Origin of the sequence: Halomonas sp. LBP4 (assembly GCF_003202205.1) — a bacterium.
Lineage (GTDB): Bacteria > Pseudomonadota > Gammaproteobacteria > Pseudomonadales > Halomonadaceae > Halomonas > Halomonas flagellata.
On record NZ_PDOG01000001.1, the window covers coordinates 1,357,556 to 1,371,356 of the forward strand.

Annotated in this window: 13 protein-coding genes; 2 read left to right on the plus strand and 11 right to left on the minus strand. The window is 60.8% G+C overall.

Annotation, left to right across the window (positions count from 1 at the left end):
* Positions 1–4 precede the first annotated feature (4 nt).
* From CR157_RS06220 to CR157_RS06240, 5 genes are all read right to left on the minus strand, one after another.
* Positions 5–787 carry an ABC transporter ATP-binding protein gene (locus tag CR157_RS06220; RefSeq protein ID WP_110282610.1) on the minus strand — a complete coding sequence of 261 codons (783 nt, stop codon included), beginning with the start codon at positions 785–787 and terminating at the stop codon, positions 5–7.
* Positions 784–1,956 carry a branched-chain amino acid ABC transporter permease gene (locus CR157_RS06225; protein ID WP_219999886.1) on the minus strand — a complete coding sequence of 391 codons (1,173 nt, stop codon included), beginning with the start codon at positions 1,954–1,956 and terminating at the stop codon, positions 784–786. The genes CR157_RS06220 and CR157_RS06225 overlap by 4 nt, the downstream gene beginning before the upstream one ends.
* 34 nt (positions 1,957–1,990) lie before the next feature.
* A complete protein-coding gene (locus tag CR157_RS06230; RefSeq protein ID WP_219999887.1) occupies positions 1,991–2,911 on the minus strand; it encodes a branched-chain amino acid ABC transporter permease in 921 nt (306 codons plus the stop codon).
* An 84-nt stretch (positions 2,912–2,995) separates the two neighbouring features.
* Positions 2,996–4,165, minus strand: coding sequence for a branched-chain amino acid ABC transporter substrate-binding protein (locus CR157_RS06235; protein ID WP_110282612.1), 1,170 nt, complete (start codon positions 4,163–4,165; stop codon positions 2,996–2,998).
* A 74-nt stretch (positions 4,166–4,239) separates the two neighbouring features.
* Positions 4,240–5,550, minus strand: a complete 1,311-nt coding sequence (locus CR157_RS06240) for a M20 family metallo-hydrolase (protein WP_110282613.1) — start codon at positions 5,548–5,550, stop codon at positions 4,240–4,242.
* Positions 5,551–5,909: 359 nt separating this feature from the next.
* Here CR157_RS06240 and CR157_RS06245 point away from each other — a divergent pair, with 359 nt between their 5' ends.
* Both CR157_RS06245 and CR157_RS22545 read left to right on the plus strand, forming a co-directional pair.
* Positions 5,910–6,503: a cupin domain-containing protein gene (locus CR157_RS06245; RefSeq protein WP_110282614.1), complete on the plus strand. Its 594-nt coding sequence runs from the start codon at positions 5,910–5,912 to the stop codon at positions 6,501–6,503.
* 424 nt (positions 6,504–6,927) lie between these two features.
* Positions 6,928–7,083: a hypothetical protein gene (locus CR157_RS22545; RefSeq protein ID WP_181421982.1), complete on the plus strand. Its 156-nt coding sequence runs from the start codon at positions 6,928–6,930 to the stop codon at positions 7,081–7,083.
* Positions 7,084–7,409: 326 nt separating this feature from the next.
* Here CR157_RS22545 and CR157_RS06250 read toward each other — a convergent pair whose 3' ends face one another.
* The 6 genes from CR157_RS06250 to CR157_RS06275 all read right to left on the minus strand — a co-directional run bounded on the left by CR157_RS06250 (position 7,410) and on the right by CR157_RS06275 (position 13,591).
* Positions 7,410–8,216, minus strand: coding sequence for a hypothetical protein (locus tag CR157_RS06250; protein ID WP_110282615.1), 807 nt, complete (start codon positions 8,214–8,216; stop codon positions 7,410–7,412).
* 18 nt (positions 8,217–8,234) lie between these two features.
* Positions 8,235–8,975 (minus strand): SDR family NAD(P)-dependent oxidoreductase, encoded by a 741-nt coding sequence (locus tag CR157_RS06255; protein ID WP_110282616.1) that lies wholly within the window; start codon positions 8,973–8,975, stop codon positions 8,235–8,237.
* 62 nt (positions 8,976–9,037) lie between these two features.
* Positions 9,038–9,826, minus strand: a complete 789-nt coding sequence (locus CR157_RS06260; RefSeq protein WP_110282617.1) for an SDR family NAD(P)-dependent oxidoreductase — start codon at positions 9,824–9,826, stop codon at positions 9,038–9,040.
* Positions 9,823–11,181 (minus strand): MFS transporter, encoded by a 1,359-nt coding sequence (locus tag CR157_RS06265; protein ID WP_110282618.1) that lies wholly within the window; start codon positions 11,179–11,181, stop codon positions 9,823–9,825. Before CR157_RS06265 ends, CR157_RS06260 begins: the two co-directional genes overlap by 4 nt.
* 55 nt (positions 11,182–11,236) lie before the next feature.
* Positions 11,237–12,184, minus strand: a complete 948-nt coding sequence (locus CR157_RS06270) for a polysaccharide deacetylase family protein (RefSeq protein ID WP_258364079.1) — start codon at positions 12,182–12,184, stop codon at positions 11,237–11,239.
* 363 nt (positions 12,185–12,547) lie between these two features.
* Positions 12,548–13,591, minus strand: a complete 1,044-nt coding sequence (locus CR157_RS06275) for a GntR family transcriptional regulator (protein ID WP_219999889.1) — start codon at positions 13,589–13,591, stop codon at positions 12,548–12,550.
* Between the last annotated feature and the right edge of the window lie 210 nt (positions 13,592–13,801).

The following is a 13,801-nucleotide window of genomic DNA, read 5'->3' on the forward strand; positions in this document are numbered from 1 at the left end:
GCGCTCACTCAATGCCGAGGTACGCTTCACGCACCTGTGGGTTGTTGACGACATCCTGGTAGGTGCCCTCGCAGATCTTCTTGCCGAAATTGAGAACCGCACAGTGATCGGTGATGCGCTCCATGACACTCATTTCGTGCTCGATGATGATGATCGAGAGCTCCGGGGTATGTTCGCGCACCGAGAGGATATCCCCCATCAGCTGATGGGTTTCCTCATGGGTCATGCCCGCCGACGGCTCGTCGAGCAACAGCAGCTTGGGCTGGCTGATCAGCGCTCGGCAGATCTCGATGCGCCGCCGATCCAGCATCGGAAAGCCCCCTACCGCCTCGGACATGCGATCGGCCAGGTTCGGGCTGAAGGCCCGCACGAGATCGCGGGCCTGCTCGTAACGCTGCTCGAGATCCCGCGCGAAGGCGCCGCGCCGAAATAGGTTGAAGCCCAGCCCCAGGTTCAGATGCTTGTGATTGCCGACCATGATGTTGTCGAACAGGGAGAGCGACAGGCACATGCGTGAACGCTGAAAGGTGCGTGCGATGCCGGCACGATACACGGCCTGGGCCGAGTGCTTGCTGATGTTCTCACCCGCAAAGTGGGCCTGGCCGTCACTGAAGTCGTAGATCCCCGTCAGGACATTGAAGAAGGTCGTCTTGCCCGAGCCGTTGGGCCCCAGAAAGCCGAGGATATCGCCACGCTTCACCTCGAGATCGAGATGATCCAGCGCGACGAGGCCACCGAATCGGCGCGTGACCCCCTCGCAGGACAGCAGTACATCTGACGCGCTCATGATCTGGCCCCCCCGCCCGGGATGTAATTACGCATGCCGCGAGGAAGCAGTCCGTCCGGCCTGAACAGCAGCACCAGGACCACCAGGCCGGCAAACAGCAGGAATCGGTACTCCTGAATCATCTGCAGCTTCTCGGGCAAAATGACGACAATGGCTGCCGCCACCGCCAGCCCCCAGGGATTGCCGATGCCGCCCAACAGCACGATGGAGACCAGGATCAGGGAGTCGCCGAAGCTGAAGTTGGCGGGAGCAATGAAGCCGAGCATCATGGCATACAGCGCACCGGCCATGCCGATCAGAAAGTTCCCCAGCGTGAAGCCGACGACCTTCCAGCGGGCGATGCTCAGCCCGTAACAGGCGGCCGCCGTCTCGTCGAGCCTGACGGCATCCATGCTCAACCCGATCCAGGAGCGTTCCAGGCGCTTGACCAGGGCGAAGGCGATGACCAGCAAGGCCAGGGCCAGCAACAGGTAGTTCAGGTAAAAGGACCCGTAGAAGCCATTCTCCAGCTCGATCCCGGTGTTGAACCCCCAGCCGAACAGCGCCATTTCACCGGTGGCCAGGCCCTGTGGCCCGCCCAGGGTGTCGTTGACCTGGAGAAAGCTCATGAACAGGATGGCGAAGGCGATGGTCACCACCGCCGAGTAGTGTCCCTTGGTACGCAGCACCGGCAGTACCAGTAGACACCCCACCAGTGCCGACATCACCCCACCGATCACCAGCACCAGCAGGGGCGGCACGGCGGTATGGGCCAGCAGGACCGCCGAGGTATAGGCCCCCACCCCGAGGAAAGATGCCCCGGACAGGTTGACCAGCCCGAGATAGCCGAACTGAATGGTCAGCCCCAGGCCGGCGAGCATGTAGAGCAGCACGATCGCGATCATAAGCAGCGTGAAGTGATCCTCGCGGAACACCGCCGCCAAGGCCAGCACGCCGCACACGGCAGCACCATTCATGAGTTTTTCATGATCGCTGAAGGCGCGACCGACATAGCCTAGTCCCCCCAGGCGAGACACGCCGAGCGTCACCGCCACGGCAAGCGCCAGCAGGAAGCCGATGACGTACTCGTTTTCCGCCTTGAGAAACCAGATCGCGAAGCCGGTCGTGAGCAGCGCGGCGAGCAGCCCAGCGAACAGCGACAGGTTCGACTCCGAGAGTCGACCGAGCACGGGGATTCGGTATATCAGATTATTTTGCATCGACTCAGACCCTTTCACTGGTACGTTCGGCGATCAGCCCGGTCGGTCGCCACGCCATCAGCACGATCACCACGGCAAACGCGAAGACGTCCTTGTAGGCGCTGGCAAACGGCAAGGCCACGGAACCGATGGTCTGCAATGCAGCAAACAGGAAGCCGCCCAGGATGGCACCGTAGATGCTGCCGAGCCCACCGATGATCGCGGCGGCAAAGCCGATCACCCCGAGCAGCAGGCCGTTACCGAAATTGATCTCGTTGTAATACAGGCCATTCATTACCCCGGCGAAGGCAGCGACACCCGAGCCGATGGCGAAGGTCACCAGCACCACCAGCCGGAAATTGATTCCCATGGTCATGGCCGTTTCTTCATCCTGGGCGACCGCCCGAATGGCCAGGCCCAAACGCGTGCGATTGATCACGAGATGCAGGGCGACGATGAGCAGCAGTCCGGCGATCAACAACATCAGACTGTCGACGCGCAGGGTGAAACTGCCAAAGGTGAAGGCCTCATCGGGCAGCAGGGCAGGAAAGCGCTTGGGGTTGGAACCATCGGGGAAGAACAGGCGAACGCTCTCGCGGAGCACGGTGCCCAGCATGAGGGTGATCAGCAATGTATTGAGCGGCGGCGACGATCGCAGCGGCAGCACCAGGTATCTGGCAATCAGTGCCCCCAGGAGGGCCACCACACCGACCGATGCCAGCAGTGCCCCCAGCAACTCGATGATGGGATTATCGATCCCGATCGCCGCCAGCGCCAGGATGGCGGTATAGCCAACGAAAGACCCCACCATCAAAACATCGCCATGAGAAAACTGAATAACGTTGAGCACCCCGAAAAACAGGGTGAATCCTACGGCGACCAGAGCGTACATCATCCCCAGCATGAGGCCGTTGATGACATACTGACCCAGGAGTCCGATGTCCATTGAAGGCACCTCGAAAGTCGTGTGTGGAAAAGGGCGGGCGGGAGCACGCCTCCCTGAGGAGGCGCTCCCGAACGGCTCGAGGTGTTACTGGACATTGACCAGACTACGCTGGCCAGACGCATATTCACTGTCATCCCAGACGAGCCACTCGCCGTCCTGGGCGACATACTTGGTGATCAGGGCCACGACGTTCTGGCCATGATCGTCGAAGGTGATCTCGCCGACGATGGAATCCTTGCCCTCGGTGTTGCCCAGGGCATCGATGACCTTGCCGCGATCCGGCCCCACCGCTTCGATGGTATCGAGCACCAGACCCATGGCCGCGAAGGCGAAGGGACCATAGGCTTCGGCAGGATCGGTATAGCCGGCTGCCTCGTACTGTTCCTTGAAGAACTGGCCACCCGGCAGCTTGGCCAGCGGCGCCCCTTCGATGAAGGCCAGCGAACCCTCGGCCAGATCACCCAGTCCCTGCAGATAGGCATCGGAAACGATGCCCGAGGTACCCTCGAACTGCGCCTCGATACCGAGTTTCTCCATCTGGCGACGGAGACGCACACCCAACGGCGACAGACCGCCGAAGTAGATGACATCCGGCGCCAGTGCCTTGGCCTGCGTCAGCTCGGCGGTGAAGTCCTGCTGGTCCGAGGCGACACCGAAGGTCTCGAGGATCTCACCACCACTCTCGGTGACAAACTTCGAGAAGTGCTCGTTGTGGCCCTTGCCATAATCCGTGGTGTCATGAATGACCACCCACTTCTTGTAGCCCTGCTCGGTCATGAACTGCGCGGCGGTTTCGTTCTGGTTGATCATCGTGCCGTTGACGCGGTGGACTTCCGGGTACTCGTTGCCATAGGTCACATCCGGCAAGACGGCACCCCACACCACCGCCGGCAACTTGAATCGGTGATAGACATCGGCCGTGGCCATGGCCACCGCGGAACAGTAGTGCGTCACCGCCGCAATCACATCTCGATCGGCCGCCGCCTTGGTCGCCACCTGCACACCGATATTGGGTTTGCATTCATCATCGAGCACCAGCAGCTCATAATGGTACTTGGCATCGGGGTCCTGGTTGCGCAGCGCGACCGCCAGCTCTGCCGAGTTGCGTCCGCCGAGACCGTTGGCGGCCACGCCCCCGGAGAGCGGACCGATAAAGGCCACCTCGACCGTATCCTTGGCCTGGGCAGCCCCGGCACCGAGTGCGAGTGCCATGGCCGTCATACCGACGACCGTCTTCATGCCTGAAAGCGTCATGGAACAGTACCTCTTGTTAAAGTTGTGGGTTGTTGGTGTTGCGGTAAGGTGCAATAGGCAGCCCAGTGGATGGCCTATTGCGATGAAGGCATACGTGCGGCTCCAGACTCTCCCGCCAGACGAATCAAGGCATTGCACAACACCTGGGTGCCTGCGCGGAGATCCTCGGGGGCTGCACTTTCCGCCTGGTTGTGACTGACACCGCCCTCGCAGGGCACAAACAACATTCCTGTCGGGGCCATGGTATGCAGCCATTTCGCATCGTGGGTGGCACCAGACATGAGCTCCAGGGTCGCCATGCCTGCGTCGCGGGCGGCCAAGGTCAACAGCCGGCGAATGGCTGACGGAAAATGAATCGGTGCCGAGTGCGACAGTTCTTGGACCAGCACGTCGCAGGGAGCTGCCAGCTGCTCGCAGAGTGGGGCGATGGCATCCCCCATGCGCTCGAGCGCGCCGGCGTCGGGATGACGGAAGTCGATGGTGAACACCACCCGCCCAGCGACAGTGTTCGGGGATCCCGGCTGCACCTGCCAGCGCCCGATGGTGAACCGGGCGATATCGTCCTCATCCTCGAAATAGCGGGTCAGCGCCATCGCGATGCGCATGGCCGCCGCCTGGGCGTCGCGGCGTGCCGCGCGGGGTGTGGTACCCGCGTGAGCCTCTTGGCCTTGCACCTCGATCTCGAACCAGCGCAGTCCCTGGATGCCCGACACGATCCCCAGCGAGCATTCCGCGCGCTCCAGCACCGGACCCTGCTCGATGTGGGCTTCCAGATAAGCGTGCACCGGTGTGCCGAAGTCGCGACGGGGGAGCTCACCGTGCCGCGCCAGGAAGAGCTCGATCACATCCCCCAACGCCATGCCCTGATCATCCCGCGCGGCCAGTGCCTGGTCCAATTTCATGCCGCCAGCAAACACGCTCGATCCCATGGTGGTTGGCGGGAAACGGGACCCTTCCTCATTGGCCCACACCACCAGCTCCAGCGAACGCGGCAACGACAGTTGCCGTGCCTGTATCGCCGTCAAGGCCTCCAACCCCGCCAATACCCCGAAGGTACCGTCGAACTTGCCTCCCGCCGGCTGGGTATCCAGATGTGATCCCGTCAAGACCGGCGGCAGGGTGGAATCGGTGCCGGCCAGGCGCAGGAACAGGTTGCCGATGGCATCGATCGAGGGCTCAAGCCCGCTCTCGGCGGCCCACGCCATCAACTGCAACCGCGCGTCGGCATCCACCGCCGTAAACGCCTGCCGGTTCACGCCGCCCCGGGCCAGGGCACCGTGGCTGGCCAGCGCCATGTGGCGATGCCAGAGACGCTCGCCATCGATGGCGACCTCTGGGCATCCGGATGTTCTTGCCGTATCGCGGCCTGGCTTGCTAGCAGTCATAATGATAGAACCTTACCTATATTCATGGGCATGAATCCCAAGATAGACCTTTCATAAAGAATTGCAAGGACCAGGCCATAGCAGGCAGTTTGTCACGAATGATGGGGCACAAGGCTGCCATACCGCGCCTCAACGCCTTGTTATGGTTGTATAAATGCTGTCTTTCGCTGCCTGATGGCGTGATTCGAGACGCTTGCCCGACGCGACGATACAATAAGCGGTAGCTGCCATACTCAGCCTCTCACTTGCACCAGGGCAGCCTCGATGCACTAAAACAGTGCCGGCGCGCCAGACCTAACCGCCCTTGGAAATCGACCAGACATTCCTCGGGATCTCACTTGAAGAGAAGAGACCAATCGATGGGGAAAGATCCAAAAACAACACCAACCGGTGAAACCGATAGTGAGCTCGGCATACGCATCAAACACCTTCGCATGAGCCGTGGCTTGCGGATGCGGGAGGTGGCCAAGCAGGCAGCCTGTTCGGAAAGCATGGTATCCAAGATCGAGGCGGGCCATACCGTACCCTCACTGAGGGTCCTGCACAGCATTGCGCATGCCCTAGACGTCAGCATCGCCTCGCTGTTCGAGACCCCGAAGGCCGCCGGCATCGTGCGACGTGCCGGGGAGCGGCCGATGATTCGCCTGAAGGGCGCCAACTACTCAGGTCAGATCGCACTGGAAGGCCTGGCCCCAACCGAACAGAATGCCCTGCTCGAGGCAAACATTCACATTGTCGAACCAGGTGCCGAAAGCGACGGCGCCATCAGCCATGAAGGCGAGGAGCTGGGCCTGGTGATCGAGGGCTGCCTGGAGCTTCAGGTCGATGATGAGACCTTCTTTCTGCAGACCGGGGACTCCTTCTGGTTTCCGTCCAATCGCAAGCACCGCTACCGCAACCCTGGTCGCACTACCGCCCGTATCGTCTGGGTAAATACCCCACCAACCTTCTGACCACGCTCGGCAGGCCCCGATGCCCCATGCCACGGGGCCGGAACATCAGTTCTTGCCCCCGGACGGAACGTCGCTGCAGACAGGAGTCTGCTGAGACCCGGCTCGGGAGAGGCCAGCAGGGCGCACTCGTTGAGGAATTCGTGACAAGGCGGGCGTTGGAGCCATTCCAGAACACAATCGGGTAGGGACCGGGGTCACCCCCGGTGCCCTCCCAGACCACCGTATATGTACGGATCCGTATACAATTGCCTCGCGGTTGATGAAGTCTGTGATCTGCGAGGGCTTGAAGGCGCCGCGGAGTATGGTGGGGTAGAGACTCGGCTCGGTGTCCAGCGGATTGTGGATTGTCACGATCAGCCACGGATCTCCGAGCCCTATCATGTCCACGCCGTGCGGGTTGTCGTTGGCGCGCAGGAAGGCCTCCATGCTGGCAAACGGGGAGGACTCCATCCCATTGCTTACGACCAAACACCTCGATGGGCAGGCCATCGAGATCCAGGATTACGACAGCAGATCCCAAAGCATCGCGCGACAGCTCTCCGCGGCGGAGACGGGTCATGCCACGGTCACCGCCCCCTGAGGGCGCGGGATCGTGAGTCAGATGCACTCAGCATCCTGATGCTGGGTGGCCAGCGGTGGCAAGGGGCTTACCATCAGTACCGGGACAAATGGTGGTGTGTCGCACCCCGACTCCCGCCGACGCGCGTCACGGATCCACTTGTGCACCAGGTTGCCGTTCAGGCTATGTTCCAGGGCAACTCCGGCCACCGAGGTGCCGGGTTACTGGCAGGCAGTCACGATCCTGACCTTGAACTCGGGAGTGTAGTGGCGACGCCGACGAATCACGCGATCAATGCTTGGGATGGTCATGGTAGTGCCCATTTAGAAATAGATGGGCACCTACTGTTACGCGCTGCTGGCCTCAGCGGAAGATGGGCTTTCCGGACGGATACTGTGGAGGAACCACAGTAGGATGCTAACGAGAAGCGACGCTGCCAACGACAAACCAAATACAAAGACCGAAGCTAGCGATTCTACGCTTGAAGCCAGTACCGCACTGAAAGCTATCAAGCTGAGCATTCCGAGCTGGGTATCGGCCAGGGTGGCACGGGCCACCTCGGCGCCATAGCGCTGATGTAGAGTCAGAGCAATGGTCAGCATGCCGATGGGGAAACTCAAGGCTACACCGGATACGGCGGGTGCGAAATCATCCAAGACCGCCGTAGCCAGGCAGACGATCGCCCCAGCGAGCGCGCCTCGAATGAGTAAATCGCCCCAATGCAGCGGTGCTGATACCGCACTTCGCGCAAGCCCCAGTGAATTCATCAAACGCAGCGCCAGTATCATGCCCAGCCCGATCGCGGCTAGCGCCAACGCCACGCCACCAGGCAGCACCGCTACGGCGGCCGCCACCGGAACCCAAAGGGCGGCGGCCAGAGCGACGCTGGCCAATGCACCCCATCGACCGGCCAGCAGCACATAGCTGAGGCAAAAGGCTAGAGTCGCCAGCATGGCATGCAATGATCCCAGAGCGGCATCGGCGACGAAGGCCGACGGCTGCTCGCGGAGCATGAAGAAGTAGCCCGGCCCCAGCACGATGGGCGTCCCGGCCAGGACGCCACCAAGCTTGGGGCCCAGACGCACCACCGCCACGGACACGCCAATTACCACAATCGCGGTGGACAACCATTTGACGAGCAGAATACTGAGCATCGGCATGATCCCGGCCGACTACATTACATCGCCACTGTTGGGTCCAAGGGTCTGGCCAAGGTACAGATCGCCGTCCGGTGAAGCGGCCAGCATCAGTGCAGTAGGTGCCACCTCTTCAGCTTTGCCGAAGCGGCCCAAGGGAAGTTCCGCTTCCTTGTCAGCAATCCACTGGGGACTCAGGCCTTCCAGCATCGGCGTCAAAATAGGTCCAGGGGCGATGGCGTTGGTCAGCACATTAAAGGGGGCCAGTTCATGGGCCATGGACTTGGTTAACCCCAGTACGCCGGCCTTGGCCGAACAGTAATGGGACAGGCCCATGCCGCCCTTGAGCGCTAGCTGAGAGGCCACGTTAATGATGCGCCCGCTCTTGCGCTCTACCATGTGCGGCGCGACCTGGCGACTGACTAGAAAGACACCACGCAGGTTAATGCCGATCATGCGATCGAAGGTCTCGGCGGTCATTTCGAGAAAGGGCTTCTCGTCAAGAATGCCTGCACTGTTGACCAGCACGTCAATGGCCTGATGGGTGTCGATCACTTCATCGACCATGGATTTCACCGAGGCTTCGTCGAAGACGTCAACCGCGTGAGTGGTAAAGCGGGATCTGAACGCCCTACTCACTTGCTCGCAGGCGTCGGCATTGCGATCGGCCACGGCAACGGTGGCGCCTTCGGCGTGATACAGATGGGCGATGGCGCGACCGATACCGCTGGCTCCGCCCACCACCAAGGCGACCTTGCCTTGAAGTTTATTTGACATGGAGGAACTCTCCTTTCAAGAGGGAGACGAGGCAGGGAGACCCCCACCCCGTGTCTGCGCGGTCAGCTCGGCCAGCGAACAGTCAGGCCACCGTCGACGATGAGCTGCTGGCCGGTCACATAGGTGGCATCGTCACTGGTCAAAAAGCGCACCGTGCGTGCCACTTCCTCGGCACGACCCACCCGTCCCGACGGAATCAACTTGCCGGCGGCGGCGAGCCCCTCGGGGCCCAGCGAGTTAACTGGATCCAGCGACTGCGGCGTCTCGATCAACCCTGGAACAAGGGTATTGACGCGGATGCTGCGTGGCGCGAGCTCTACCGCCAGAGACTTCACTAGCCCCATCAAGCCACTCTTGGCCGCAGCGTAGTGGGCATGGTCGTCCCATCCATAGACGCCACCGGCAATTGACGAGATGGCAACCATGGCGCCAGGCCCGGCCATGACCCGGGAAGCTGCACGGAAGACTCGCATCACCCCAGTAAGATCCACCGACAACATGTCGTTCCAGGCCTCATCTGAGAGGTCATGCAGCGACGCCTGGCGCAGGATCCCGGCTCCGGCGACGGCAATGTCGAGGGCGCCGAAGGTATCGATGGCGGCTTGGGCTAGGGCGTCACACTGGGACCCATCTCTCACGTCTACCGCCACGGCTACGCACTCGCCGCCAGCCTCCCTCACCGCCGAGACGGTTTCCTCGACGTCATGAGGGTCGCCCGGGTAGTAACCCGCTACCACCTTGACGCCAGCCTTGGCATAACTGACCGCCAAGGCCTGGCCGATCCCACTAGCGGCACCGGAGATGATCGCGACCTTTCCTGCCAGACCATCGTCACGTTTTAAAGTGTTCATGCCACAGCCTCCTCGAGTGTGTCGTGCTCAAGGTGATCCACATGTCGAGTACCGAACATCAACAATCCACTGAGAACCAGCGGCAGGGAGCCAGCCAGAATCGCTGCCCAGGTCATGCTGACGCCAATGGTCAACAGCACAGATACCAGGCCCGAACCGACAATTGCACCCACCGGGGCCATGACGTGGGCCACATTGGTTCCGGTGCCACGAACGTGGGCCGGGAAGGACTCGCCCATGTAGAACAGGATGGCGGCGAAGGGGCCAAGCAGGAAAAATAGGGTGATAGCGTACATCAGATAAACGAAGCCATCGCTGGCCGGACCAAGCAGCATCAGGATACTGGCGATACCGCCGAGCAGGAAACCCATCAGTACAGTGTTGCGGCGGCCGATGCGATCTCCCACCAAGCCATGGCTCAGGTAGCCAACAAAGCCTACTGCGTTGGCCAAGATCAACACGTAGAGGGAGTTTTCAAAACTGACACCCTTGGCTTCCACCAGCACCGTAGTGCCCAGCACCGCGAAGACCTGAATCGCCATCCAGCTGAACAGCCAGACCAGCGATAACGAGATGGTATGACGGCGCAGTTCAGGTGCGAAGACACCCTTCAGACCCAGGTTGCTTCCTGTGTCTACCTCGACGTCGTGTTCGGCGGCCAGCTTAGTGGCGCCCTCGGCATCTCCCGCCTTGCGCCGACGCTCGACTTCCTTTATCGCCGCGAACACTGGCGATTCTGGCAGCTTGACAGCCATCACGATGACAATGATCGAGGCACAGGCGGCAACAAAGAAGCTACCGCGCCAGCCCACAACGGGCAGCAGCAGCGAGGTCATGCCCGCAGCCAGCAAAGCGCCTACTGGCCAGCCGCTCTGCACTAAGCTGTACATGAAACCGCGCCCCTTGGCCTTCTTGTAGATCTCGTTGAGATAGACGGCGTTGACCACCTCCTCAGAGACCGCAAAGCCGGAGAAAGCGCGAATAATGACCATCGAGGCCGCCCCCATGGCAATCCCCGACAATCCAGAGCTAACCGCCCCACCTATAACCAGCAGGATCAGCGTCTTCTTGCGTCCAAAGCGATCGAGCAGGGTGCCAACCACCAGCGAGACGACAAACACCCCAATGGTGGCCCAGGTGTTGATCGCAGTGGCCTTAGCAGCACTCCAGCCAAAATCGTCGGCGATCACGGGCAGTAGTGTTCCGAAGAGGGTGTAGTCGTAGACAGACGCCACCCAGGCGATAAAGCAGACTAGCGAGGCGTAGCCGATCTGCTTCTTGGTGATGACAGCGTTCCAGGGCTCATCCGCGTCAGAACGGGCCCCAGAGGGCGCGGTGGAAGTTGGTTCGGTCATTGACGTCACCCTCTTTCGTTATCGTTGTGGTGTGGTTGTTAGTACAGATCCAACGTCAGCTGCGCGGGTGGCGGCTGGCGAAGTCGTCGGCGATCTCGTCGAAGGTGCAGAAGCGCACGCCCTCGTGGCTCTGCATGTGCTCGATCAGTCGCTCGAGCATCATGAGAACCTGAGGGCGACCCGAAACGTCGGGGTGGATGGTCATGGTGAACACCGCGTAGTCATTCTCGCGGTAGACCCAGTCGAACTGGTCCTGCCACATCTCGCCCAGCTGACGCGGGCTGACGAAGCCGTGACTGTTGGGGGACTTCTTGATGAACATCATCGGCGGCAGGTCATCGAGGTACCAGTTAGCCGGAATCTCGATCAGGTCGGTTTCCTCACCGCGAACCAGCGGCTTCATCCACTCCTTGGCGGGCTTGGAGTAGTCGATCTTGGTCCAGGAGTCGCCAACGCGGACGTAGTAGGGGTGGAAGTCGTTATGCATCAGGCTGTGATCGTACTTGATGCCACGTTCGAGCAGCAGCTCGTTGGTCACCGGGCTGAACTCCCACCATGGCGCCACATAACCCGTCGGCCGCTTGCCGGATAGGTTAGTCACCAGCTCGATGTTGTAGTCGAGGACGTCCCGCTCCTGCTCGCGGGTCATGGCAATGGGGTTTTCGTGGCTGTAGCCGTGAACGCCGACCTCGTGACCCGCATCCACTACAGCTTTCATCTGCTCCGGGAAAGTCTCGATGCTGTGGCCGGGAATGAACCAGGTGGTCTTGAGGTTGTAGCGCTCGAATAGCTTGAGCAGGCGCGGCGCGCCGACTTCACCAGCGAACAGGCCGCGGGAGATGTCGTCGGGGGAGTCCTCGCCGCCGTAGGAACCGAGCCAGCCGGCCACGGCGTCCACGTCGACGCCAAATGCACAGAGAATCTCTTTTTTCGCCATCTTGAACACCTCTATTAGTACTTGGCCATGGTGTGCTTGCAGCAGGCGAATGGTGGTCTTCACCATCCGCTCTCAATTGGATACTGAACACAAAGGTCATTTTTGTCAAGGCAAGAACATCACCAACTGGAGACGCCCGTTTTGTGGCCTCCAGTTGCACCAAAAGGGCCAAAGTCGGGAAAGCCCATGGTGCAGTAAAAATATAAACAAATCAGAGAATTACCACCTTTGCTCTCGATCGCGTTGCGCAACGGTTTTCGACCAGAGGCTAACCATCGTTACCGATGCTCCAAAACAGGCCATTATTTACGACTATTGAATTCACATGTCATTTTAGCCAGGGCTTTGGAAGCCCCCCACAACCTTCCGTAAAGGCAGGCAGGCGCATTGCGCCCTAACGAGGCAACAGAGCAAAGGGAAGGCGCCGACTCAAGTGATTTTGAGCAGGTAAGGCGGAAGGTCTGGCTCGGGAAAGACCGACAGCACTTTCAGTCGGCGCCGGGTGCGCTCGGCCGCCGCCTGAAGATGTGATTGCAGACTGGAAGCCGCGGCGTCGAAGGCGCCGAACAGCAGATGGTCGAGGACCAGCTTGTGCTCCATCAACAGAGGTTCGTCCGGTGGCACGCCTAGCGTCTGAAAAAATATGCGATTGACGACCACCGGCAGCTGGCATTGGGCGATCATCTCGCTAGCCTTGCGATTTCGGTAGTGGCGCAGGCATCGCTGATGCAGATCCTGCTCTAGGCGGGTGATGGTCGCAGCGCTCTGCAGGTCAGGATGATCGATCATGCGCTGAACCCCCGCCTGCATCGCCTTCAGTTCGGCGCGATCCAGCAGAGGTCCGGAAGCCCTGAGCGCCGCCGGCTCGAGAAGAACGCGAATTTCGTAATCCTCGGACACCGCCTGGGCCGTCAGAGGGCCGGCCAACCAATGAGAATAATGGTCCTTTTCGACCAGCCGCTGATTGCGAAGACGTCCTAGCACCTCCCTGGCCACGGTGCGACTGACGCCGTGGTACTCGCTGAGTATCGTCTCAACGATGCGAAAGTGACCAAAGGCCAGGCAGGTGGCAACGGCCTCCTCCACCTGAGCGTAGATGCGATCGGCGGCCGGCCGAGTATCCACGGCGGGCTGATCATCAGCGGCTAGCCCCAGCATCTCCGGCGTCAGCGCCTCCCGCGTCGGCGTCACCGAGTCGGGCTCCGGCGTCGCCAGAAAGCCGCGCCCCTCGAAGCGACTGATCACCCCCTGTTCGTGCAGCAGTTCCAGCGCCTTGCGAACCGGACCGCGACTGGTGCCGTACAGCCTCGCAATAGGACCCTCGAGCAGAACCAGATTGGATGGCACGCGCTGAGCCAGAATGGCCTCACGCAAAGACGCCTGGATCATGGCATAGCGCGGAGCGCGCCCCTCTTGACGCCTGCTGGAACTGTAAGCGATAGCCAGAACCCCCTCCTCCCCGAAGTCATCCACTCACTCGTCTCCACCCTGGCGAGCGCCAGATTTGCTCGCCCGACGCTAATCAAACGCACCATAGACGACAGCGTATTTTGACACTTCCCTCCATGCCTTTCGAGCCGAGAAAAAGCGACGACTGTCGACAAAAACCATAAAACCTAACAGCAACCAGATTTTCAGAGTGGCTTTTCCTTTATAAAACAGCCTATTAGATTAAGCCGTGTC

What these genes read in the sequence shown, in the direction of transcription:
- CR157_RS06220 (WP_110282610.1), bottom strand. Translation starts at nt 787, where the DNA reads ATGAGCGCGTCAGATGTACTGCTGTCCTGCGAGGGGGTCACGCGCCGA.
- CR157_RS06230 (WP_219999887.1), bottom strand. Translation starts at nt 2,911, where the DNA reads ATGGACATCGGACTCCTGGGTCAGTATGTCATCAACGGCCTCATGCTG.
- CR157_RS06235 (WP_110282612.1), bottom strand. Translation starts at nt 4,165, where the DNA reads ATGACGCTTTCAGGCATGAAGACGGTCGTCGGTATGACGGCCATGGCA.
- CR157_RS06240 (WP_110282613.1), bottom strand. Translation starts at nt 5,550, where the DNA reads ATGACTGCTAGCAAGCCAGGCCGCGATACGGCAAGAACATCCGGATGC.
- CR157_RS06245 (WP_110282614.1), top strand. Translation starts at nt 5,910, where the DNA reads ATGGGGAAAGATCCAAAAACAACACCAACCGGTGAAACCGATAGTGAG.
- CR157_RS22545 (WP_181421982.1), top strand. Translation starts at nt 6,928, where the DNA reads ATGCTGGCAAACGGGGAGGACTCCATCCCATTGCTTACGACCAAACAC.
- CR157_RS06250 (WP_110282615.1), bottom strand. Translation starts at nt 8,216, where the DNA reads ATGCTCAGTATTCTGCTCGTCAAATGGTTGTCCACCGCGATTGTGGTA.
- CR157_RS06255 (WP_110282616.1), bottom strand. Translation starts at nt 8,975, where the DNA reads ATGTCAAATAAACTTCAAGGCAAGGTCGCCTTGGTGGTGGGCGGAGCC.
- CR157_RS06260 (WP_110282617.1), bottom strand. Translation starts at nt 9,826, where the DNA reads ATGAACACTTTAAAACGTGACGATGGTCTGGCAGGAAAGGTCGCGATC.
- CR157_RS06265 (WP_110282618.1), bottom strand. Translation starts at nt 11,181, where the DNA reads ATGACCGAACCAACTTCCACCGCGCCCTCTGGGGCCCGTTCTGACGCG.
- CR157_RS06270 (WP_258364079.1), bottom strand. Translation starts at nt 12,184, where the DNA reads ATGGTGAAGACCACCATTCGCCTGCTGCAAGCACACCATGGCCAAGTA.